The sequence below is a fragment of the Campylobacter sp. 2018MI01 genome, from assembly GCF_018501205.1.
Lineage (GTDB): Bacteria > Campylobacterota > Campylobacteria > Campylobacterales > Campylobacteraceae > Campylobacter_E.
The window spans coordinates 20,684-43,653 of sequence record NZ_JAHCZE010000008.1; the positions used below are offsets into that span (position 1 = coordinate 20,684).

The window sequence follows — 22,970 nt, forward strand, 5'->3', positions numbered from 1 at the left end:
TTAGCAAGACTTTTAAGCCTTGCTAATAAGATTTATACATTAAATCTAAAGTGCATTATATCGCCGTCAATTACTTCGTAATCTTTACCTTCTAAGCGTAATTTACCTGCTTCTTTAGCTTTTGCTTCGCCACCACAATTTACGAAATCATCATAGCTAATTACTTCAGCTTTGATAAAGCCTTTTTCAAAATCATTATGAATTACACTTGCAGCCTTAGGAGCTTTATAACCTTTATGAATAGTCCAAGACCTAACTTCTTTAACCCCGCAAGTAAAATAAGAAATCAAATTAAGCTTAGCAAAACTTGTCCTAATAATAGCTGCTAAACCGCTTTCATTTACGCCTAATTCTTTTAAAAACTCATTAGCTTCAGCTTCGTCCATTCCAACCAAATCTTCTTCAAGCTTAGCACATAATTTTAAAACACTATGATTTGATTTGGCTGCATATTCACGCACCTTTTTTACATAATCATTATCATCTAATAATTCATCTTCGCTTACATTAACGCCATAAATTACTTCTTTAGCACTAAGTAATCTTAATTCTTTATTTAAAGTTATAAAAGCTTCACTATCACGATTTGCATATTCACTAGCTAATTTGCCATCTTCAAGGTGTTTTAATAAATCCTGTGCTAATTCAAGGCATTCTTTAGCACCTTTAAGATTTGCTCTTGCTTCTTTGCTAAGTCTATCAAGCTTTTTATTAAGTTGTTCAATATCAGCTAAGATTAATTCAAGATTTATGATTTCTATATCTCTTAATGGGTCAACCCCACCTTCAACATGAGTGATATTTTCATCATCAAAACATCTTACTATATGTAAAATCAAATCAGTTTCACGAATATTTGCTAAGAATTTATTCCCTAAACCTTCGCCTTTACTAGCACCCTTTACAAGACCTGCAATATCTACAAATTCTATCATTGAGTGCATTATTCTTTCAGGATTTACTATATTTGCTAAGACTTTTAATCTCTCATCAGGCACTTCAACAATAGCTTTATTTGGCTCAATGGTGCAAAATGGATAATTTGCTGCTTGAGCGTTTGCTGCCTTTGTTAAAGCATTAAAAGTCGTGCTTTTACCAACATTAGGGAGTCCAACAATACCTACGCTAAGGCTCATTTTGCACTCCTTGCCATTCTAAGTAAATTTATAATATTCATTCTAACTCCAGCTGCACTTGCTCCATAAGCATTCTCGCCCCATACTTTTTCTACATAAGCAGGTCCAGCTATATCTAAATGCAACCATTTGTCTTTATATTCTTTTCTAATAAACTCGCCTAAGAACATTCCTGCACTAATTGCTCCACCATATCTTGAGCTACCTGTATTGCTAACATCAGCTATTTTGCTTTTAATAAGCTCTTTAATGTGTGGATTAAAATGTAAAACGCAAGTGTATTCGCCACTTCTTTTTGAATTGTTATAAAACTCGTTTTGCAAGTCTTCATTATATCCCATAATACCACTTGTATATTCGCTAAGTCCAACCACACAAGCACCTGTTAAAGTAGCTAAATCTATTAATAAATCAGGCTTTAAATCTTGAGCAAAACTCAAGCAATCTGCTAAAACCAATCTTCCTTCAGCATCAGTATTTCTTACTTCTATACTTACACCTTCTCTTGAAATCAATACATCATCAGGCATATATGATTTTTCGCTTATGCAGTTTTGTGCTGCACCTATAATTCCGTGTATTTCATAAGGTAGTTTTAACATACTAGCTGCTTTTAAAATACCTAAAACAGCAGCCGCACCACTCTTATCAGCTTTCATAGTTAGCATATAATCAGCTGGTTTAAGACTTAGCCCACCTGTATCATATACAAGTCCTTTTCCTATATAAACTATTTTTTTAATAGCGTTTTGTGGTTTATAAGCTAAGTGGATTAATTTTGCAGGATAACTACTTGCACGATTTACTGCTAAAAATGCGTTCATTCCTTCTTTTTGTAAATAATCATCACTATAAACATTGCATTCTAAATCAAATTCTTTAGCTAATTTTAAAGCGTCTTTTTCAAAACTAAGTTGATTATAAGTGCTTGGAATTTCATTTACTATATTTTTTACATCTTCACAAGCATTTGCTAATACTTTACCTAGTTCAACGCCTTGTTGAATATCATCGTTTTGTTGTGTTTCAAGGCTTATTAATTCTATTTTAGAATTCTTAGGCTCTTTATGATATTTGTTAAACTCATATAAAGATGAAATAACAGCATAAATATGAGCATAAGCACTATAAAACTCACAACCAAGATTAATAAATTCAAGGCTAATGCTTTTTATATTTAAGCTCTTAATGCTCTTAATCGCACTACCTAAACTAGCTATAAAACTAGCATAAGTTAATTCATCGTTTAAGCCAACATAAAGCGTTCTTTTAGCTAGGTTGCAAATCGCTCCAACTCCTTTATAATCATTTATTTCAAAAAATTCTTTATCATCAAATCTACTTAAATCTTTGTTTTGTATCAAACAAACTTTAAAATCAGTATTTTTTTCATTAAATACTACTTTCATTTTTTTTACCTTTCTTACTTAATAATTTATTTTCTAAACTTTTAAAAGCATATAAAATTAAGCATAAAAATCCTACAACTAAAATTCCTGCCAAATACCAATGGTCTTTCGCCCAATTAATAATCTCCCATATATGCTCGCCAAAAATATACACTATAAAAATAGTAATAGCAGCCCATACTTGAGCTGAAATAAAATTAATTATTGCAAATTTCTTTGCACTATAATTAGTAAGCCCTATACTCATAGGAATAACGGTTCTAAAACCATACATATAGCGTTGAATAAATATTATAGGCCAGCCGTATTTTTGAAGTAAAATCTGTGCTACTGCAAATTTTCGCCTTTGTGTTTTTAGCTTTTTTCTAATATAGCTTTTTGAGTATCTTCCTATATAAAAATATATCTGATCGCCCAAAAATCCCCCACAACCTGCTATAAATGTGATAAGTCCTATATGAATATGCTCTCCGTGAGCTGCAAGTCCTGCTAGTATTAATGCAGTTTCGCCTTCTAGCGTGCACCATAAAAATATAATAATACTAGCAATTACGATTTTATCTCTAAATAAGGAAGTTAAAACCCCCTCAGGGTCAGCAAAAAAGGAATTTATAAAATTAATTATCATATCCATTGCTAATCCTTTAAAATGCAATAAATATCATCACAATGCTCTTTTAAAGCTTTATATCCACCGATATTTATATCTATTAAAAAACAACTCTTAATCTCTTTAGCACCTGCTAATTTTAATAATTTCATACAAGCAATGCTAGTGCCACCCGTTGCTAATAAATCATCCATAAAAAGAACTTTTACATCTTTTTTGCCTAAAAATGCGTCCTTTTTCATCTCTATTTTATCTTTGCCGTATTCTAAATCATATTCAATACTTAATAGCTCTCCTGGGAGTTTATTTTTCTTTCTAATTGGAACAAAAGGGATATTTAAAATAGCTCCTAATGCAGCTGCAAAAATAAAGCCACGACTTTCAGCTCCTACTAAAAAATCAAATTCTTCATCTTTATATTTATCTTTTAAGTGATTTATTAAAACTTGCCAACCTTCTTTATCTGCTAAAAGCGTGGTAATATCTGCAAATACAATTCCTTCTTTTGGGTAGTTTGGATATCTTTTTATCTTCTCATTTAATAATTTTTCTATATTCATATTAATCCTTATAATAAGCTTTCAATTTTTGCTTCTAATTCTTTGATTTTTGTATTTAATTTATTATTTTCTAAGCGATATTGAGAATTTCTTGTCCTAAGGCTTGTTAATTCACTTTTTACCTTATCTAATTCTTCATTTAATACATCTATATTTCCTAAAGAGCGTTGAAGTTGTGTTTGTAGCTTTCTCATAACCACTTCTGTATCATCAAAATTAGTTTTTAAAAACTCTTTTGAGGCTCTTTCTTTATTAAGTAATGATTTATAATAATAAGTCATCACTAAAAAATAAATACATATACAAACTAAAGCAGTAATAACCATCCAAATAAATAACATTTATTGCCCTAATTTTTTTACTCTATTTTCGTGTCTTCCACCAAGAAATGGGGTATTTATAAAGGTTATGATTAATTTTTTTGCAAGTTCAAAATCAACAAATCTAGCGCCTAAAGATATAACATTAGCGTCATTATGTTCTCTTGCTAATCTTGCATAATCTTCGCAATGACAAAGTGCTGCACGAATATGCTTATGACGATTTGCCGCTATGCTAATTCCTATACCACTTCCGCAAATAATAACACCTATTGCATTTGTATCGTTTTTAAGCTCATTTGCTAATTTATTAGCATAATCAGGATAATCCACACTATCATCACTATCACAACCAAGATTTATACATTCGTATTCTTTACTAAAGTATTCAATCAAACTAAACTTTAACTTAGTTGCTGCGTGGTCGTTTGCAAAATAAATTCTCATATTTTTCCTTAATATAAAATAATTTTAGTTTAATATTTAAGAGTTAATTAATAATACGCTCTTGCTTCTCGTTTTAAATCTCTTTCTTTGATTGCTTGACGCTTGTCGTGAAGATTTTTTCCTTTTGCTAAAGCTAGAGTTCCTTTCAAAATCCCACGCTTAAAATAACAATTTAGTATTACTAAAGTAAATCCATCTGTGCTGATTTTACCTATTAATTTATCAATTTCTGCACGATGAAGCAATAATTTCCTAGCTCTTCTATCTTCGTGAGTGAAGTATTTATTCGCCGTATTCATATGACCTATGTGGCTATCAAGTAGCCAAGCTTCACCTTTGATTATCCTTACAAAAGAATCTTTTAAATTGATTTTGCCGTGTCTTACAGCTACAACTTCGCTACCTAATAAGGCAAAACCACATTCATAAGTATCAATTATGCTATATTCAAATCTTGCTTTTTTATTCTCTGCAACGCTTTTCATTATTATCCTTAAAATGAGTATATAAGACCGATTTTAGCGTAATTTTGATTAGCAATTAAACTTAAACGATAATTTTTATAATCAAAATAAGTATTAAGATTTATATGTTTTTTATCAGCACTAATTTTTATACCAAAATTATCAAAATCCTTTAAATAACCTATGTTTAAGCCATAATTATTAGCCCCTATAAAAAAACCTTCATAATAATACCCTAAGAAAAAATTAGCAAAAACCCTAGCCTTTTTATATCTAATTCCTAATTCAAATTCATAGCTAATCTTTTCGTATTCGCTAATTTTTATAGGGCTTATATAATTTTTATTAAAGTTTAATATATTTAAACTATGAGATAATTTATCATTTAGACTAAGAATACTTATCTCAAAATCAAGGCTATTTTTTTTATCATATTCATAAAACAATCCTACTTTATGAAAGTTCTTTTTATAATCAGTATTAAGCGATACAAAACGAATTGGAATTAGGCTTGATTTAAGATTAACACCATAGTTTTTGGCATACATACTTAAAGCTGATGAGCAATTTTTATGCAAAAATGTATAAGTATCATAAATCTCATCTTCGTAAAATAAAGCTGATAGATTGGCTTCTTGGCTATCATCTAAATTAAGCGGATAGCATTTTACTTGTCTTTCATCATCTTCATAAAACTTAATTAATTTATCCTTAGGCAAAATTTGCATAATGCCTTCTACTCCAAAAAGTGCTGATAAATTATCTTTAATATTTAAATTACTATTTAGATTAAAACTAGCTGCTCTATTATTATAAGCTAAAAATATATGCCCAAACATAGTATCAAGTCGCTTGTAGCTATCACTTACATAACAAACACTAATATCACTTGCTCTTAAAAAAATACTAATAATTAATAAAAACACAAATTTCATCTTATTATTTTACTTTTTTTGTTAGCATAAAAGGTAAAAAAAGGAGAAAAAATGGAAATAATTGAACTATTCAAAAATGTCAAATATCCTAATTTTCAAAAGGATATTGTAAGTTTTGGTTTTGTAAAAAGGTGCGAATTAGCAGGAGATATTATCCTAATGGATATTGAAATTCCAGCTGCAAGTGTAGAAATAGCAAATGCTATTAGAAATGAATGTGAAGCAATAGCTAGAAATAATCATTATAAACTTGAGCTTAAAATCATTCAACCAAAATTAGAAGAGCCAGAAGTAAAAAGACCAAAAATCAAAAATCTAGCTCCACAAATTAAGCATTTTGTGATGATTAGTAGTGGAAAAGGTGGAGTTGGCAAAAGCACAACTACTCTAAATCTAGCATTATCACTTGCAAAACTTGGTAAAAAAGTAGGAGTGCTAGATGCTGATATATATGGTCCTAATATGCCAAGAATGCTTGGTGCTGAAAACGAAAAACCTGTAGTAGTAGGCAATAAAATCCGTCCTGTTAAAGCTTATGGAATTGAGTTTATGAGTATGGGAATTTTAATTGAAGAAGGACAAGGATTAATGTGGAGAGGCTCTATGGTTATGAAAGCGATTGAGCAACTTTTATGCGATGTGTTATGGAGTGAGCTTGATGTATTATTACTCGATATGCCTCCAGGGACAGGTGATGCACAAATTACTCTAGCTCAAAGCGTGCCTGTTAGTGCGGGAGTTTGTGTTAGCACCCCACAAGCAGTAAGTCTTGATGATAGTAAAAGAGCTTTAGATATGTTTAATAAATTAAATATACCTGTAGCTGGTGTAATTGAGAATATGAGTGGTTTTATTTGTCCTAATTGCGATGTTGAGCATGAGATTTTTGGTAAAGGTGGAGCGCTTAATTTAGCTCATGAATATGATTGCTCTGTTTTAGCTTGTATTCCTATTGATTTATCAATTAGAACGGGTGGAGATAGTGGTAAGCCTATTTCTATGTGTGAGCCAAATTCAATAGTAGCAAAAAGATATGAAGAAGCTGCATTTAAATTAATTGAGTTTTTAAACACTACTAAAGCTGATAATTCTAGTATTCAACCAACGACAAACACTCCGGCTTGTCATTAATAAAAAGAAGGGTTTTTAAACCCTTCTTAAAATTACTTAGCATTTGTAAATTCTAAACTGAACTTACCACCATGTAAATCACTTGTATTATTAAGATTAATTACTTCTTTAATGTATTGCTTTTTAGCATTATCAGGTGTTAGTGTGATAGTTACTTCGCCTGTTTTTGGATTTTTAGAAAAGCTTGAGCCATATTCAGCATTAAATGATAATTCATTAATAATAGCACCAGCGTCTTTATAATATAAAGAACTCTTTAAAGGTATTTTTGTTCTTTCGTTTTTCTTATTTAAATAATAAAGCTCTAAATCTGTTGTAGGATTTAAAGTAATTTTGTCAGTATTTGTTACTTTATTATCTTTATAAGTAACATTAGTAAAGATAAATGAGTATTCATTAGCTAAATTAGTGCTAGCTCCATCTAAAGAAACTTTTGATGATTTTAATAATGAAAACTCAGCAACACTTGGCTTAGCTAAACTTGCATTAGTATCTATTGTTTTATTATCTGGAGTTTTTTTGTATTTAGTGTAAGCTAATTCTAAATCTACAGATATTTTATCTTTTGGTGCAGCAAATCCAGCTATAACAGCATTAATGTTATTTGTTTTTGTATTGTTATATAAATCTTCTAATTTTTTATCAAAATCTTTATTTAACTTATCTTTTGTAATGATAACTCTATCTACTAGAATTTGATTTGCACCATTAATTGTCGTATTAAAGCTTTTATCCGTATAATTTTCATCAATATTTACTAAATATCTATCTTTAGCTTGTTTATCAGTATTATCAAAATTTAATTCATACTCAAGATTATGGTCTTTGCTAAATTTATGATATACATAATTTAAGCTATTTGTATCCTTAGCACCTAAATTATTAAATACATAATAAATCTTTAAGCTATTATTATCGCCTACTTCACTCTTAAAGAATGTTTTTTCATCTGTAAAGGCATTGTTTATTATAGGAGTTCTTAAAACATATTCCTTAGTGCTAGCAAAATTAATACTTATAGCACTTTTACTATCAATTAAACAACCTACTTTTCCATATTCATCTACTTTATTATTGATAGCATTTACATTACATAAACCTTTAATACTATCTGGTTTTGTGAATTTACCTTCGTATAATTTAAGTTTTGCATCAGTTGATAATGGGAAATTTACAACTGCGTCATTGATTTTATAGGTATTATTATTGTCTTTTACAAACGCAACTTCATTGCTATCAGATATAGTATTTTTATTAGTTGCATTTAAACTAAAATCATAATTTTTACCTTGACTATCTTCTACACTTAAAGTAGTTTTTGTTAAAGCAAATTCTTCATTTGTTACTATTAGCTTATCTTTAGCATCTTTTAATCCCGCATTAAATACTGCTACTTTTCCACCCGCAAGAGCATTTTCTCCAGCTGTAAATGTAGTGCTTGTAGTGTATTCAACTAAAGCAGGTCTTAAACTAAAATCATTAGTGCAATTTCTAGCTTTTACAGGCACTTCAATTAGGCTTTTAGCGTCTTTATTGTTATTGTTTTTATTGATTTCTTCTTGAACTTGAGATTTAGAATATATTGTATAGCATACTTTATATCTACCTACTTTTAAATCATCAATCTTTACAACGCCATTATAAAACGGATAAGCACCACTAAATCCTGTTTGAGTAAATATTGCATTGCCTACTAAATAATCATTTTCATGACTAATATTAACCTTGCTTGTTCCATTGTCATAATAAGTAAGATTTGCTGATTTCAATATTGCATTAGTATTTGCATCTATTACATCAAAAGTTACAAAATTATCAATATTATTTAATTTATTTGATGATTTTGCACTTTGAATACCTAAATAAACAGGTTCTCCAGCTATTCTAGTATTTGCAGTTGTAGGATTAAAACCTGTGCTAGTGCTGTTTAATACAGGCATTTTATCAGGGTCTTGTTTATTCCAAATAGAACCAAAATCTACATTACTAGCATTAAAATTAATATCGCTAATAATTACATAAAACTTACCTGATGATTTAGCATTAATGATAGTATTTGAATCGGTTTCAAAAAATGGTCTATTATCAGCATAAAAACCTTTATCAAGTGTAAGTTCTAATAGTATTGATTCACCAGATTTATATTTAATTGCATCTAATAACCCTTCATCAACTCTTAATGCCATAACATCAGTTGTGTATTCACTTGAAAAATAGCCATTCTTTTCACTATCTTCACTAATTACTTTAAAGCCACCATCAGTTTTGCTTAATTTATAAGTTTTGTATTTGAAATCTTTAAATTTAAATTTCATATTAGAGCAGTTTTTACCACTACTTATATCGCATTCTTGTTTATTTTCAAAGCCTAATCTATTAGGGTCTAAATCAACGCCTTCGTATGTAAATGATAATTGAGCATTATTATTTACTCCGTATTTAAGCTCTGTTACAACATAAAATTCTTTATCATTAAAGCTACTTGGTAAATTTTCAACTTTTGCTTTTCTAGGAACTAAATTTTTATCAATTTCAGTAGTTTTAGCTCCATCAGCGTCAGGATAAAAATGTAAATAATATCTAGCACCAATTTTGCCATTTGAAGAATTGCCGTATTTTTTCGCATCATCATATCTAAAACTTGTAGGTCTAGTATTTAAAGTAAATATATGCTCTTCACCAGAAGTTGCTCTAGTATAAATATTGCTTCTATCTATTGAGTAATTAGCGATTGCATATTTACCATCTAAACTACTTATATAGTTTTGTAAAAACTCATTAGCTGGTTTATTCCATAATAATTTGCTAGATTGCATAGCTTCAAACTTTGCATAACCATTTTGATTTTTACTTCCATAATATTGTAAATTAATAAAATAGCATTTTCCTATCTTATTATTATTACCAAAAGCATTAGAATTATTAATACCTTGATCTAAATTCTTATTAAAAAAAGGAAACACATTATCTTTATTATTAAACTCATTAGTTCCGTATAAGCTTATATTTTTTAAAGTAATTGCTTCGGTTATTTTTCTTAGATTATAAGTTTTATAATACATATCTTTATAATAACCATCTGGATAATGTCTAACATAGGTATCATCCCCTCTAAATTCTGCAGAACCATAAAGGTCTCCACTAATTCCAAAAGGAACTACTTGACCATATTCATTTTTTATCCCACCATATTGAGCCATACCTGTTGTATAGTCTAAAACATGATCACTAGCAGTAGAAGCTCTAAATTGATAGCCTAAACCCCATAAAGAATGGAAAAATCTAACATATTTTCCATGAGCGCTTAAACTATTCCAATCACTAGAACCACAACCTGAACCACTTCTAAACCTACGATCATCCCAGTGATAAATCTGATTACACCAAGCACCTCTATCTTTGCCACCTGATATTGTTCTTTGAGCTAAAAGAGCCCAACTTTGATACATATTAGAGCGTTTTGAACCTGTTCCTGGTATCATTTGTCCATTTTGTATACCTAGATTTTGATTTACGAAGTTTTTAAAATCATTAGGAAAAGAGCCAAGATTAATATTATCGCTTAGATAAAAACTAAATGGATTGTATTCTTTTTGATTGTTAGCAACTACTAATAATCTACCTGTAGTATTTACGCCAAAATCTTTATATGATTCTTGATAATTTCCTAAGTTGTATTGATATATAGTAGTATCATATTTAATACTTGGGCTTATCTTATCTTTTGAAACATATAATCCTTTATCAAGATTAGCTTTATTAATATTTGCAATAAACTCACTAGCATTTGGAATTTTATTTGTTCCTAAATCACTACTACCATCAACCATACAATACACATTATCTCTATAATTTGCATTATCTGCTTCAGGATTTCCGCTACCATCTTTATAACTATAAACTTGCATTAAAGAAGCACAATCATAATAAGCCCAAGCATCACTACCAGGTCTTCCGTGAAGACAACCAATGATTGCATTATCACGACCATAATTATAAAAGTCTTGTATTAATTCAAGTTTAGTACGTGCAGCACCATACGCATTATCAACATTTCCAATAAAAATACCTTTAATTTTATTTTCTGTTGTTACCATACTCCCGTGCAATACACTTATCGCACATAGGGATAGAAATATCGTTTTTTTCATATTTTCTCCTAAAATAAAAAAAGTATATTTATTTTACATAAAACTTATCAATTAATGCTATAAATTATAAAAATATTTCAATTTAAGGAAAAATAATGTTTAAAGACTATTTATGCTTAGGTGTGATAGGAAATGTTCCTAATCATTTAAATCAAGCTAACGAAGCTAAAGATTTTACTGAATTACATACAAGTGATTTTGCACCTAAAGGTGTGTTTCCATTCTACTCTAAAGATAGTGATAAAGAATATTTAAAGAGATTTTGTATTAGTGAAAATGAGCTTATTTTAGATGGAGATTTTGTTCAAATTGAGCCTGAATTATGTGTAATTTTTAAAGCTTTTTATGAAAATGATAAACTAAGTGATTTAAAACCACAATTTTATGCAGCGTTTAATGACGCTAGTAAAAGAGTAAATGAAAATAAAATATCTTCTAAAAAGAACTTCTCAACTGCTAGTAAAGGTATTGGGAATTTAGTTCCTTTAAATAATCTTGATGAATTAAATGATTATAAAATCCACTGCTATTTAAAAAGAGATAATGAGATAATAAAATACGCAAACGAAGATTATATAAAAAATTATTTTTATTATTCAAATACATTAATCACTTGGCTAATTGATACTATAAATAATCAAATAGACATAGCAACCCTTGAAGATATAAGACCTTTAATAGCTAGTAAGCCTGCAAATTTATTGATATGTTTAGGTGCTTTATCTTATACTCCTTTTGGAGAAAAACACTATTTAAAAAATAATGATGAAATCTTTGTAGCTATTTCTAAAAATGATGAATTTATAAATGTTAAAGATGGCTCTTGCCTTCATCAAATAGTAAAAAGCAATAATTCTAGTAAATAATTTACTAGAATTTATCTTCTAACTTATCGTAACTTTCTTTTAATTGCAACATTATTAAGCATTTTTCAAGGTCTTTAAAATGCGTTGTATCATCTAAGAGCAAAAAGCATTTTTTTAATAATTCTTTATGTTCTTCATAATCATCGCTTACTAATTTTGCAGCTATACTAAAAGCATTTATTAAACTATTTTTCGTGTTAATTTCTAATAAAATATAAGCAAAATCAATATATCTTAAATCATTATAAGAAATCTTATTTGAGCTTTTTAGACAAAAAATCTCTTCATTTATTATGCTAAATCCTTCAATATTTACTATACTAATTTGCTTTTCTTTACACTCATTACAAATTATTTCAAATATCTTTTGCTTTTGCATTATATATTCTTTAAATATTCTTTAATTCTAGCCTTGCACTCATTTGCTAAGCTTTTTGGCTCAAGAATTTTAATATGTGGAATCCATTTAAAAACTAGCCTAATAATCTCATCTTCATAGCTTGTTTCTGTTTCTATTATGATTTTGTCTAAATGGCTTGAGATTATTCTTTGATTTTTTAATATTGCTCTTTTTAAAAAATATTCTTTAGCAACACAATCTAATTCTAAAATAACATTTGTAATATTATTTGATATAAAACTACTTGAATTATTGTTAATCAGCTCTTGTGTGCTTTCATTTGGGATGAATTCTTCTTGTGTGATTAATAAATTTTTGATTTTATATAAAGTAAAGCTTTTAAGTTCAGCTTCTTCACAAGCTAATAAATACCAAATATCTTGATGATTTACTAATTTATAAGGCATTAGAATTCTTTCTTTTGCATTATAAGTTATTTTAATTTTTACCTTATTTAAAATTGCATTAGTTAAGCTCTCATAAACACTGCTAATATCATCAATTTCGTTATTTTTAATATTAGTAATTGGTAGTTCTTTTTGAGTAAAAAGATTGTTTAAAAACTCATCGCTAAGCCTTGTTGGAAGCATAGTAATATCAAATATTTTTATAAGTTTTCTAATCTCTTCGTGATTGCTTTTGATATAAGCTTTATCTAAACTATAATCCCCATTTCTTCTAGCAATTATTGGTAATTTTGATAATCTTTCATTAATATCACGCTGAATAGTCTTAGCATTTACTCCAAATTCTTCAGCTAAATCGTGCTTATTTAATATCTCTTCATTATAAAGTCTTACTAATATTTGAGCTATTCTATATGATGGTTTTTGCATTTTCATCCTCGTTATTTCTTAATTGCCCGCACGCTGCACTAATATCAAGCCCTTTGCTTTGTCTAATGGTAGCGTTTTGTCCGTGTGCTTGTAAATAATCTCTAAAAGCAATTACTTTTTCTTCACTTGGGCGTTTATAGATACTGCCTTCGTGTGGGTTAAAATAAATTAAATTTATCTTAGCTTTTATTCCGTGTAGTAATTTTACTAAAGCCTTTGCGTGGCTTAAATCATCATTAATCCCACCTAAACATAAATATTCAAATAGCACTCTTTTTCTAGCATCTATTGGGAAATTCCTTACCGCATTTAAAACACTTTCAATATTATAAGCCTTATTAATAGGCATTAATTCATCTCTTAAAGTATCATTTACAGCGTGAAGCGAAATTGCAAGTAATACACCTAAATTCATCTTGCCTAATTCTTCAATTTGCTTTGCAAGACCACTTGTTGAGATTGTTTGACGGCGTGGTGATATTGCTAGAGTATCGTTATGAGAAAAGATTTTAATAGCCTTGCTAACTGCTTTTAAATTATCAAGTGGCTCTCCCATACCCATAAAAACTATATTAATACCTTGCTCATAAGGAATTTTTGCGTATTTTTTGATAAATAATACTTGGGCTACTATTTCAGCTGTGCTAAGATTTCTAATAAGCCCACTTTTGCCAGTTAAACAAAAGGCACAACCACTTTTGCAACCTACTTGGCTACTTATACAAATAGTGTATTTTGCACTTTTTTTCACACCATTTTCTATTCTTTCTTTTTTCATAGGTAGCAAAACGCTTTCTATTGTGTGATTATCGTGCAAGGAAAATAAGAATTTAATACTCCCATCAATGCTTGTTTGAGCTATTTTTAAGCTAAGTGGCATAATGTTAAATTCATTTTTTAATTGCTCTCTTAGAGCTTTTGATAAACTTGTAGCTTCGCTAAAATCATTTATATATTTTTGATATACAAATTTTGCTAATTCATTATTTAGATATTTTGGACTAAGGTTATATTCTTCTGGTAAAAAATCTAATAATTCTTTCATAAAAGTCCTTTGTTTTCTAAGTAATTTTCTAGTATTTCATTAGCTTTTGCTATGTTTTTTATATATTCTTCGTGTGCGAATTCATCACAATAATTAGTCGCTACTAAAATTGCACTAGCTGGAATTTTATAATAATTAGCAGTCGCAAAAAAACTAAAACACTCCATATTTTCGCCTAATATCCCGTATTTTTCATTCATTTTCTTAGCGTATTCGTAATTTTTACAAATATAATTAGAAGAATTTAAATTAGAAACTTCATTAGTTTTCATAGGGGTATAAACTAAATCATCTAACATAGCTAATTCAATATTTACAGCACTTTTAAACTCATTTACGCTAAAAAGCTCAATTTCTTTAGTATAAAGCCCCATTGAACCTATAAAAATCAATCTTTTTGGCTGCTTTTTAAGTATTAATTCGCTAAGTTTTATAGAACAATTACTACCTAATCCAATAGGCTCTGCGTAATCATAAATCTCACTTATTCCTGCACTAACTATCATTTATTGCCTTTAATTTTATTTATAATACTTTTTGCATCAAGCCCTAAGCTTTGCATAACTTCATTTGTATTTCCGTGAGTTATAAACTCATCTTCGTATTCATAAGATATTAATTTAATGTCTAAATCATATTCTTTTAAAAAGCTAGAAATTATAGAATTTAATCCGCCTATTTTTGCACTTTCGCTAAAAATATGCCATTCTTTTGAACTCTTAGCAAGATTTAATAAAAACTCTTTATCAAGTGGTTTAGCAAATACTAAATCAATTACATTTGCATTGATTTCTTCACTAACTGCTAAAGCTTTTGCAACGCCTTCTCCAAAACCTAAAAAGCTTATATTAGAATTTACATTTTTAATAAAATGAGTTTTTAAACTTGGCTCATAGCTCTCATCTAAAGCAAAACTTCCCCTTGGATAGCGAATAGCAATTAACCCAACTTTACTTGTAGCGTATTCAAGCAATAATTTAAAACTTTTAGCATTCGTTGGAGCACAAATTTTAAAATTAGGTATGCAAGATATATATGAAATATCAAAAGCTCCTTGATGAGTTTTGCCATCATTTCCTACAATCCCTGCACGATCAAGTGCAAAAACCATATTAAGATTAAGTATTGCACAATCGTGAATTAAACTATCATAAGCTCTTTGCAAAAAAGTTGAATAAATAGCTACAACAGGCATAAAACCACATTTACTCATAGCAGCCATTGAAGTTACTGCGTGAGCTTCTGCTATTCCTACATCATAAAATCTATTAGGATATTTTGCTATTAATTTATCAATTCCTGTGCCACTTGGCATAGCTGCACTAAGACCTACTATTTTTTCATTTTTACTTGCTAGTTCATCTAAAATATCACTAAAAATTGCCGTTACACTAGGTTTTTTTGAACTACTTAAACTCTTACCTGTTTTTATATCAAAAGCTCCAACTCCGTGCCAACTACCCTCATCATTTAAAGAATACTCATAACCATAGCCTTTGATTGTTTGAATATGCAATAATACAGGCTTTTTAAGACTTTTTGCTAGATTTAATGCAGTTATTAAATCAGCAATATTATGCCCATCAATTGGGCCAATATATTCAAGTCCTAATTCTTCAAAAAACATTCCAGCAGGAGTGATTAATTTAAATCCATCTTCAAATCTTTTTGCAGTATATCTAGCACCTTCAGGCAAGTATTCAAGCATTGCTTCAACGCCTTTTTTAAATTTTTGATAAATTGGACTTGATAAACTTTTTGATAAAAATCTTGAAACCGCACCAATAGGCTTACTAATACTCATTTTATTATCATTTAAGATAATAATACTTGGATATTTTCTATCTCCTAATTCATTTAAAGCTTCATAAGCTAATCCACAGCCCATCGCCCCATCACCAATAATAGCAATTGGAATTGCATCTTTTTTATTAAGACTAAAAGCCTTTGCAACCCCCGTTGCAAGAGATATTGAAGTAGATGAATGCCCTGCTATAAAAAAATCATACTCGCTCTCATTTGGCTCGGTATAACCACTAATTCCATTAAATTGTCTTAGATTTTCTAAATTCCTATTTGTTAATATTTTATGTGCGTAGCATTGATGAGATACATCAAAAATTAAAGGATTTTCCTTTATATCAAATAAATGATGAAGAACAACGCTTAGTTCAACCACGCCTAAATTAGACGATAAATGACCGCCGTTTTTGCTAACTTGCTCAATGATTGTAGCTCTTATATCACTACATAATTCTTTTAATTCGTTTTCATTAAGGCTTTTGATATTTTCAATTTTACGCTTCATCTAATATCATACTCCTTGCTTGTGCTAATCTTTCTTTTAAGTTAATTTGAGTATTTAATGTATCTGAATTAATAATCAAACAACCCTTATTAATAGCATCATCAGCTAAGATTTCAATCCTATTTGAACTTAATTCTTTATTTAAATAATCAAAATCCTTAGGATTTACACTGATTTTAATCTTAATGCTTTTATCAATTCCTTGCATTATCGTATTTGCATAAGCTAGAGCAATTTTTGCTGAACTTGTTTCTAGCTCTTTATTTACTACTTCTTTAGCTATTAAATAAGCAGCTTCGTTTAAATCGCTTTTTGTTTTTTCACAAAAATCACTTAATTCTTGGCATTTATTTTCAAGCTTTTTAATACTATTTGATACATTTATACTAAGCTCGTTTATTTTATCTTCATTTTGAGATTTACCTGCGTTTAAACCTTCTTCATAAGCGTTTTTTTTAGCTATTTCAATCTCATTTAAAAGTCTTTTTTCAAATTCTTCTTCTTGTTTTTCAAGTTTCATTTGAAGTTTTACTACATTATCGCTTAAAGTTTCCATTTTTTTAAGCATTTCTTCATTGATTGGATTTGGTGGCGGTGGTGGTGGCGGAGTAATTTCTTTAATTATTACAGGCTCTTCTTTTATTTCTTGTGGAGTTTCAATAACTTCACTAAGCTGCTCTTCACTTGTATCAGTATCAAATGAGCTTAGAATTTTAAATTTATAATTTTGAATATGATGCTCTTTGGCTTTATTATCAATAATAGTTTTCATCATTCTATCATCTCATCACTTTCGCCTAATTGTATTACTCCACTTTCATTAAGCTTTTGAACAACTTCAACGATTTTTCTTTGTGCTTCTTCTACATCTTTTACCCTAACAGCACCTAAAAATCCCATTTCTTCATTAAAACTCTCTGCTGCTCTTTGGCTCATATTAGATAAAAACATACCTTTTAAATCTTCCGTGCTTCCTTTTAAAGCTATCATTAAATCTTTTTTATCAGCTACTTTTAATATCTCTCTAATTGCTGTTGTGCCTAATTTAGTAATATCATCAAAAGTAAACATCATATCTTTAATAGTAGTTGCAAGTTTTTCATCAGTTTGCTCTAAATATGCAATAGTTGATTTGCTTGATTTTTGACCTAGACGATTAAGCACTTCAGCAACTGCTCTAGTCCCTCCAACTTCAACTTTATAAGATGTAAGAGATTGTAATTTACTCTCTAAAACGGTTGAAACTCTTTTAATAATACTTGGGCTAATATCACCTAAAGTAGCAATTCTATGGATTACTTCACTTCTTAAATTATCTTCAAAAAACTCTAAAGTCTCAGCTGCTCTAGTAGGCTCCATATGTGCAATAATTAAAGCTATTGTTTGTGGATATTCATTTACGATAAAGTCAGCTAATTGTTGAGGTTTAATATTGCTAAGATAAGAAAATGCTTGATTTCCATCTAAAGTTTTTGCTAATTTTGATAAGATTTTTTCAGCTTCTTCAATCCCATAAGTATTGTATAAAATCTCTTTAGCAAATTCCAAACCACCATTTTTAATATACTGATTTGACTTAAGTAAAGCGTGAAATTCTTCTAATACAGCAGTAGCTACTGCTCTATCGACTTGCTTTGCACTTGCAATATATTTTGTGATTTCAATTACCATATCTGTATCAAGATTTGAAAATATTAGTGTGCTTGGCTCTTCTCCCATTAGAACCAAAAATATTGCAATTTTTTCTAAAATACTTAAATCATTATATAAGCTTTTTTGTTCGTTGCTTAAATTTGCCATTACATTTCCTTTTGAGATTGATTAAATTCAGCATCGTTTTTTAATAAACTTTTAAATAGCATAGCAACCTCATCACTTTTTTCTGTGCTAATAGTTTTTAATTTTTCAAGTAAAATATCATATTGTAATTCATCTTCACTAAATCCAGCGTCAATTCCAAGTTGTTCTTCAACTCTTTTCTTAGCTTGTTGGTATTTTTCTATCGCATCTTCTTCATCATCAGCACCTTCTTCACGCCTAATTTCTTCTAATTCTTCAGGTGTAAATACCTTATCCTCAAGCATTTTCTTAATAAACGGAGATATAACCTTTTTATAAAATATAAACATTAACACCATAGCAAAAATATATTTTGCAGGTGGAATAAACGGCATTATATAGCTTTCTAAGAAATTAGTAATTTTAATTGATGGTGGAACTGGAGCTTTAATATTATTAAATCTAATATTATCAACACTAACACTATCTCCTCTAGTATCATTAAATCCTATTGCGTTTTTTACCAAACCTTGTAATTTTTTAAGCTCATCATCGCTAATTGCTACATATTTTACTTCGCCATTTTCATCAATTTCGTATTTTCCATCTACTACTACTGCTGCACTAATTCTATTTAAGGTTGCAAATTGACCTTTGATGGTTGTAATTTTTTTAGATATTTCATAATTAATTGTGCTTTGATTTTTGCTATAACTTTCTTTATTTTCTCCATCTTCAATGCCTTGAACAGGTCCAATATTTGATATTGCTCCTGGCACTCCGCCTACTTCTTTACCTTTTTTGCCTTCTTTTTTCTCTTCTAAACTTTGCTCACTTCTAGCGACTGAATTTGGGTCAAACACTTCACTTTGACTATTTGCCTTATCAAAATTAAAATCAGCATTAACTCTAGCAACAACTCTATCCCAACCACCAAGAACAGGTGCTAAAACATTTATAATCTTTTGCTCTAATGAATTTTCATATTCTTTTTTATAATTTATTTGTGCGTTTAATTCATCTACATCAAGCCCTACTTCATCAGCACCTAAATTAACTCCATTTTGGTCAATTATTTTAACATTCTCAACACTTAAACCAGCTACTGATGATGCTATTAAATTTTTAATCCCTAAAACTTGTTTTTGACCTAATTTCATACCCATTTTAATATTTAAAACTACTGAAGCTGTTGGTGGCTCTTTTTCTTTTACAAACAAAGATTCTTTACCAAAAGCAATATGAACTGCAGCTTTATTAATAGGATTTAGGCTCTCAATTGTTCTTGCTAATTCGCCTTCTAAAGCTCTTTTAAACTTGATTTTTTGTTCTTCATCAGTAGCTCCAAATTCTTGTTTATCAAAAATCTCAAAACCTACTTTATTATCCTTTAAAATTCCAGCACTTGCCACTTCTAAACGCTGCTTATAAACATCAGCACTTGGAACTAAAATGGTGCTTTCATCTTTTAAAATATAATTTATCTGATTTTTTTCTAATATTGACACAACTGCAGCTGAATTTTTAGTATCTAATTCATCAAATAAAACAGAATATCCAGAGTAGTTTTTATTATTACCAGAATTATATACGAGTAAAAAAACTATAAAAGCAACGGTTGCAATAATGGCTGCTAATATAGTTAGTTTTTGTTTTTTTTCTAAACCCGAATAGAACTTGCCTATTCCTTGTAAAAATTGCTTAATCATTTATCATTCTTTAAATATGAGCCAAGCCATTTTATATTTGTTTTATTTTTTAAGATTTTTTGCACATTCAAATCATCAATATGTCCGTCAAAATCAATAAAAAAACTATATTCAAATTCTTTTTTCTTTAAAGGTCTTGATTCAATTTTAGTTAAGTTGATATTTGCTTCTTTAAACTCATTAAGCAAATCAACTAAAGCACCTGCTTTATGTGCTGTATTTGCTAGAATTGATGTTTTAGAATTGCTTGATTTTTCGCAAGAATGTTTGCTAAGCACTAAAAATCTAGTTTTATTTGCCTTATTATCTTCAATACACTCAAACATTAAAGGCAAATCGCTTAATTTTGCTGCAATTTTTGAGCAAATTGCAGCTGAGTTTGGCGTATCTTTTGCTAATTTTGCAGCAGCGGCTGTGCTTTTTGTAGGGACAAACTCAATGTCTAAAATATTATGAGCTTCTAAGAATTTTTTGCACTGATTATAGCCTTGTGGATGAGAAAAAATCACTTTAATATCTCTTATATCATCAGTTGTGCTTGCGAATGAATGATGAATATCTAAATAATTTTCAGCAAAAATCAAAATATCATCGTATTTTGCAAGACAATCAAGAGTAGCTCCAACTCCACCTTCTGTATTGTTTTCTATAGGAACTACTGCATAAGATACTTCATCGTTATTTAAACTAACAAAAACATCTTCAATAGTAGCAATCTCAATATATTCACTAAGCGCTCCAAACCATAATCTTGCTGCTTGATGAGTATAAGTGCCAATTGGACCTAAAAACGCAACTCTTTGTGGTAATTCAAGATTTCTTGAAATTGCAAAAATCTCTTGATAAATTGCTTTAATTGCGTCTTTTTCTAATAAGCCTTTGCTGTTTTCACTTAGTCTATTTATTATCTCGTTTTCTCTTACAGGACGATAAATTGGACTACCTTCATTATGCTTTAAAATACCAACTTGCTTTACAAATTCCATTCTTTGATTTAATAATTTAATTATTTCATCATCAATTTTATTTATATTTTGTCTAATTTCTTCTAAATTCATAATATACTCACAAACAAGATAATTCATTAGCTATTAATTCATCAAAACTTTGAGCTTTATTTATTAATTTTAACTCATTGTTATATAAAGAATATTCAGCAACCTTTGTTCTTGAATTATAATTTGAGCTCATTACAAATCCGTAAGCTCCTGAACTTTTAATAACTACTAAATCATTTGCCATTAAAGGTGGTAAAACTATATCTTTTGCTAAGAAATCTCCACTTTCACAAACTCCACCAACTAAATCAGCTTTGCTACTTTCGTTTAGTTTATTTACACTAGGAAAGCTTAAAATCTCGTGGTATGCTTCGTATAAACTTGGGCGAATTAGTTCACACATAGAAGCATCGCATATTACAAATCTTTTTCCTTCGTTAATTTTTTCATATAAAACCTTGCTTACTAAATAACCTGCATTTCCTACAATATAGCGACCTGGCTCACAGCAAATTGTCAAATCTTGTGCTTTTGCAATATTTTTAATCATATGTGCAAACTCATCTAAATTAGGCTCGATTTCATCATTTTTGTATTTGATACCAACTCCGCCACCAATATCAAAAAACTTAATATTTAGCCCTGCGGTATTTAGCTCTTTTATAAATTTTTCTACCAAAATAGCAGCTTGGATAATACTACTTAATTCTAAGATATTTGAACCTATATGAAAATGAACTCCTACTGGATTTAAATAATCTGATTTATGTGCTTTTAAAAACATAACCCTAGCATTATCTAGGCTAACTCCGAATTTGTTTTCTTTAAGACCTGTTGAAATATAAGGATGAGTTTTTGCATCTATATTAGGATTTACACGAATACTTATATTTACTACTTGGTCTTTACTCTTTGCAATACTTTCTAAAAGCTCTAATTCAGCACTACTTTCTACATTTATATAAAGTATTTTTTGCTCTATTGCAAATTCTAATTCACTTGCACTTTTACCAACCCCACTAAAAATTATTTTATAAGGTTTAGCACCTACTTTTAAAGCTCTTCTAATCTCATTAGCACTAACACAATCAAATCCACTATCTAAATTCGCTAAAAACTTTAATAAAGATAAATTTGAATTAGCCTTAACCGCGTAAAAAATATTATTTTTAGCTCCACTAAATGCTTTTTTAATACTATTAAATCTATTTTCAATCTCGTTAAAATCATACAAATAAAAAGGTGTATTAATACCATTTGCAAGTTTTAAAAAGTCCATTTTTTGCTCCTTTTATAATCACTTATTTTTATTAAACTTCATTAATGAATATACAATAATTATACTTATTGGCAAAAGAATAGCTAGTTCAGGATTTATACTACCATTACTAGCAAATCTTAATAGCAAAAATAAAACTCCATAAACTAATAAAGATAAACTTGTATATGTTAAAGCATAGATATTTAAATCATTATATCTTGGCATAATAGGAATATTGTAAAAAATTATAAGCATAAAAAATGGAGCATATAATAAAAATATACTTTGCTTATAAATACTAGCTCTTGCTATGTTTTTATTAGCTTCAAAATTATTAAGATAAAAAAATGCGTCTTTTAAAGAACTATCATCAGTGCCTAAATTATCAAGCAAACTTGGGTTAAAATCTTTTAAAATCATTTCTTTTTCTAAATTTTGATTAATTATAAAGGTATCATCAAAATTATTTCCTAATTTAAATTCCATAACTTTTGCGTCTTCTAAAACCCAATTATTATCAATAAAATTTGCTCTTTTTGCTAAGATGATTTTAGATATTTCATTATTTGTTTTTTTGATAATTTTAATATCATTCATTGTAGATT

General features: G+C 28.9%; 22 protein-coding genes. 2 read left to right on the plus strand and 20 right to left on the minus strand.

The window, feature by feature from the left end; all coding sequences use genetic code 11:
* Positions 1-32: 32 nt before the first annotated feature.
* Genes ychF through KJQ97_RS02690 form a run of 8 tightly spaced genes read right to left on the minus strand, consistent with a single transcriptional unit; the run spans position 33 to position 5,881 of the window.
* Positions 33-1,136: a redox-regulated ATPase YchF gene (gene ychF, locus KJQ97_RS02655; protein ID WP_214119875.1), complete on the minus strand. Its 1,104-nt coding sequence runs from the start codon at positions 1,134-1,136 to the stop codon at positions 33-35.
* On the minus strand, positions 1,133-2,545 hold the full coding sequence (locus tag KJQ97_RS02660; protein ID WP_214119876.1) for a leucyl aminopeptidase: 1,413 nt from the start codon (positions 2,543-2,545) through the stop codon (positions 1,133-1,135). The genes ychF and KJQ97_RS02660 overlap by 4 nt, the downstream gene beginning before the upstream one ends.
* On the minus strand, positions 2,529-3,179 hold the full coding sequence (locus KJQ97_RS02665) for a DedA family protein (RefSeq protein WP_250325095.1): 651 nt from the start codon (positions 3,177-3,179) through the stop codon (positions 2,529-2,531). The genes KJQ97_RS02660 and KJQ97_RS02665 overlap by 17 nt, the downstream gene beginning before the upstream one ends.
* Before the next feature lie 2 nt (positions 3,180-3,181).
* A complete protein-coding gene (gene apt, locus KJQ97_RS02670) occupies positions 3,182-3,730 on the minus strand; it encodes an adenine phosphoribosyltransferase (RefSeq protein ID WP_442862231.1) in 549 nt (182 codons plus the stop codon).
* Entirely contained in the window at positions 3,724-4,056 is a 333-nt protein-coding gene (locus KJQ97_RS02675; RefSeq protein WP_214115786.1) for a hypothetical protein, read from the minus strand. The genes apt and KJQ97_RS02675 overlap by 7 nt, the downstream gene beginning before the upstream one ends.
* Positions 4,057-4,497, minus strand: a complete 441-nt coding sequence (locus tag KJQ97_RS02680) for an RpiB/LacA/LacB family sugar-phosphate isomerase (protein ID WP_214119885.1) — start codon at positions 4,495-4,497, stop codon at positions 4,057-4,059.
* Between the two features lie 32 nt (positions 4,498-4,529).
* Positions 4,530-4,967, minus strand: coding sequence for an SsrA-binding protein SmpB (gene smpB, locus KJQ97_RS02685; protein ID WP_214115787.1), 438 nt, complete (start codon positions 4,965-4,967; stop codon positions 4,530-4,532).
* A gap of 8 nt (positions 4,968-4,975) precedes the next feature.
* Complete coding sequence (locus KJQ97_RS02690; RefSeq protein ID WP_214119877.1) at positions 4,976-5,881, minus strand: lipoprotein N-acyltransferase Lnb domain-containing protein; 906 nt, start codon at positions 5,879-5,881, stop codon at positions 4,976-4,978.
* 51 nt (positions 5,882-5,932) lie between these two features.
* Here KJQ97_RS02690 and KJQ97_RS02695 point away from each other — a divergent pair, with 51 nt between their 5' ends.
* Entirely contained in the window at positions 5,933-7,012 is a 1,080-nt protein-coding gene (locus tag KJQ97_RS02695; protein ID WP_214119878.1) for an Mrp/NBP35 family ATP-binding protein, read from the plus strand.
* A 32-nt stretch (positions 7,013-7,044) separates the two neighbouring features.
* On the opposite strand, the gene KJQ97_RS02700 is transcribed toward KJQ97_RS02695, so the two are convergent.
* Entirely contained in the window at positions 7,045-11,163 is a 4,119-nt protein-coding gene (locus tag KJQ97_RS02700) for a hypothetical protein (RefSeq protein WP_214119879.1), read from the minus strand.
* 95 nt (positions 11,164-11,258) lie between these two features.
* Between KJQ97_RS02700 and KJQ97_RS02705 the strand changes: the two genes are divergently transcribed.
* Positions 11,259-12,029, plus strand: a complete 771-nt coding sequence (locus KJQ97_RS02705; protein ID WP_214115791.1) for a DUF5718 family protein — start codon at positions 11,259-11,261, stop codon at positions 12,027-12,029.
* A 4-nt stretch (positions 12,030-12,033) separates the two neighbouring features.
* Here the strand turns inward: KJQ97_RS02705 and KJQ97_RS02710 are convergent, their stop codons facing one another.
* The 11 genes from KJQ97_RS02710 to KJQ97_RS02760 form a co-directional block, all read right to left on the minus strand.
* Positions 12,034-12,408, minus strand: a complete 375-nt coding sequence (locus tag KJQ97_RS02710) for a hypothetical protein (protein ID WP_214115792.1) — start codon at positions 12,406-12,408, stop codon at positions 12,034-12,036.
* Positions 12,408-13,265 carry a helix-turn-helix transcriptional regulator gene (locus tag KJQ97_RS02715; RefSeq protein WP_214115793.1) on the minus strand — a complete coding sequence of 286 codons (858 nt, stop codon included), beginning with the start codon at positions 13,263-13,265 and terminating at the stop codon, positions 12,408-12,410. Before KJQ97_RS02715 ends, KJQ97_RS02710 begins: the two co-directional genes overlap by 1 nt.
* On the minus strand, positions 13,246-14,310 hold the full coding sequence (gene rlmN, locus KJQ97_RS02720; protein ID WP_214115794.1) for a dual-specificity RNA methyltransferase RlmN: 1,065 nt from the start codon (positions 14,308-14,310) through the stop codon (positions 13,246-13,248). Before rlmN ends, KJQ97_RS02715 begins: the two co-directional genes overlap by 20 nt.
* Positions 14,307-14,816: a phosphorylase family protein gene (locus tag KJQ97_RS02725; protein ID WP_214119880.1), complete on the minus strand. Its 510-nt coding sequence runs from the start codon at positions 14,814-14,816 to the stop codon at positions 14,307-14,309. The genes rlmN and KJQ97_RS02725 overlap by 4 nt, the downstream gene beginning before the upstream one ends.
* Positions 14,813-16,618, minus strand: coding sequence for a 1-deoxy-D-xylulose-5-phosphate synthase (gene dxs / locus KJQ97_RS02730; RefSeq protein ID WP_214119881.1), 1,806 nt, complete (start codon positions 16,616-16,618; stop codon positions 14,813-14,815). The genes KJQ97_RS02725 and dxs overlap by 4 nt, the downstream gene beginning before the upstream one ends.
* Positions 16,608-17,390 carry a FliH/SctL family protein gene (locus tag KJQ97_RS02735; RefSeq protein WP_214119882.1) on the minus strand — a complete coding sequence of 261 codons (783 nt, stop codon included), beginning with the start codon at positions 17,388-17,390 and terminating at the stop codon, positions 16,608-16,610. Before KJQ97_RS02735 ends, dxs begins: the two co-directional genes overlap by 11 nt.
* Complete coding sequence (gene fliG, locus KJQ97_RS02740) at positions 17,390-18,418, minus strand: flagellar motor switch protein FliG (protein ID WP_214115798.1); 1,029 nt, start codon at positions 18,416-18,418, stop codon at positions 17,390-17,392. Before fliG ends, KJQ97_RS02735 begins: the two co-directional genes overlap by 1 nt.
* Positions 18,418-20,106 carry a flagellar basal-body MS-ring/collar protein FliF gene (fliF, locus tag KJQ97_RS02745; protein ID WP_214115799.1) on the minus strand — a complete coding sequence of 563 codons (1,689 nt, stop codon included), beginning with the start codon at positions 20,104-20,106 and terminating at the stop codon, positions 18,418-18,420. The genes fliG and fliF overlap by 1 nt, the downstream gene beginning before the upstream one ends.
* Positions 20,103-21,167 (minus strand): prephenate dehydratase, encoded by a 1,065-nt coding sequence (pheA, locus tag KJQ97_RS02750; protein WP_214116008.1) that lies wholly within the window; start codon positions 21,165-21,167, stop codon positions 20,103-20,105. The genes fliF and pheA overlap by 4 nt, the downstream gene beginning before the upstream one ends.
* Positions 21,168-21,171: 4 nt before the next feature.
* Positions 21,172-22,383, minus strand: a complete 1,212-nt coding sequence (lysA, locus tag KJQ97_RS02755; RefSeq protein ID WP_214119883.1) for a diaminopimelate decarboxylase — start codon at positions 22,381-22,383, stop codon at positions 21,172-21,174.
* 18 nt (positions 22,384-22,401) lie between these two features.
* The coding region (locus KJQ97_RS02760; RefSeq protein WP_214119884.1) for an LptF/LptG family permease at positions 22,402-22,970 on the minus strand (569 nt) is incomplete at its 5' end.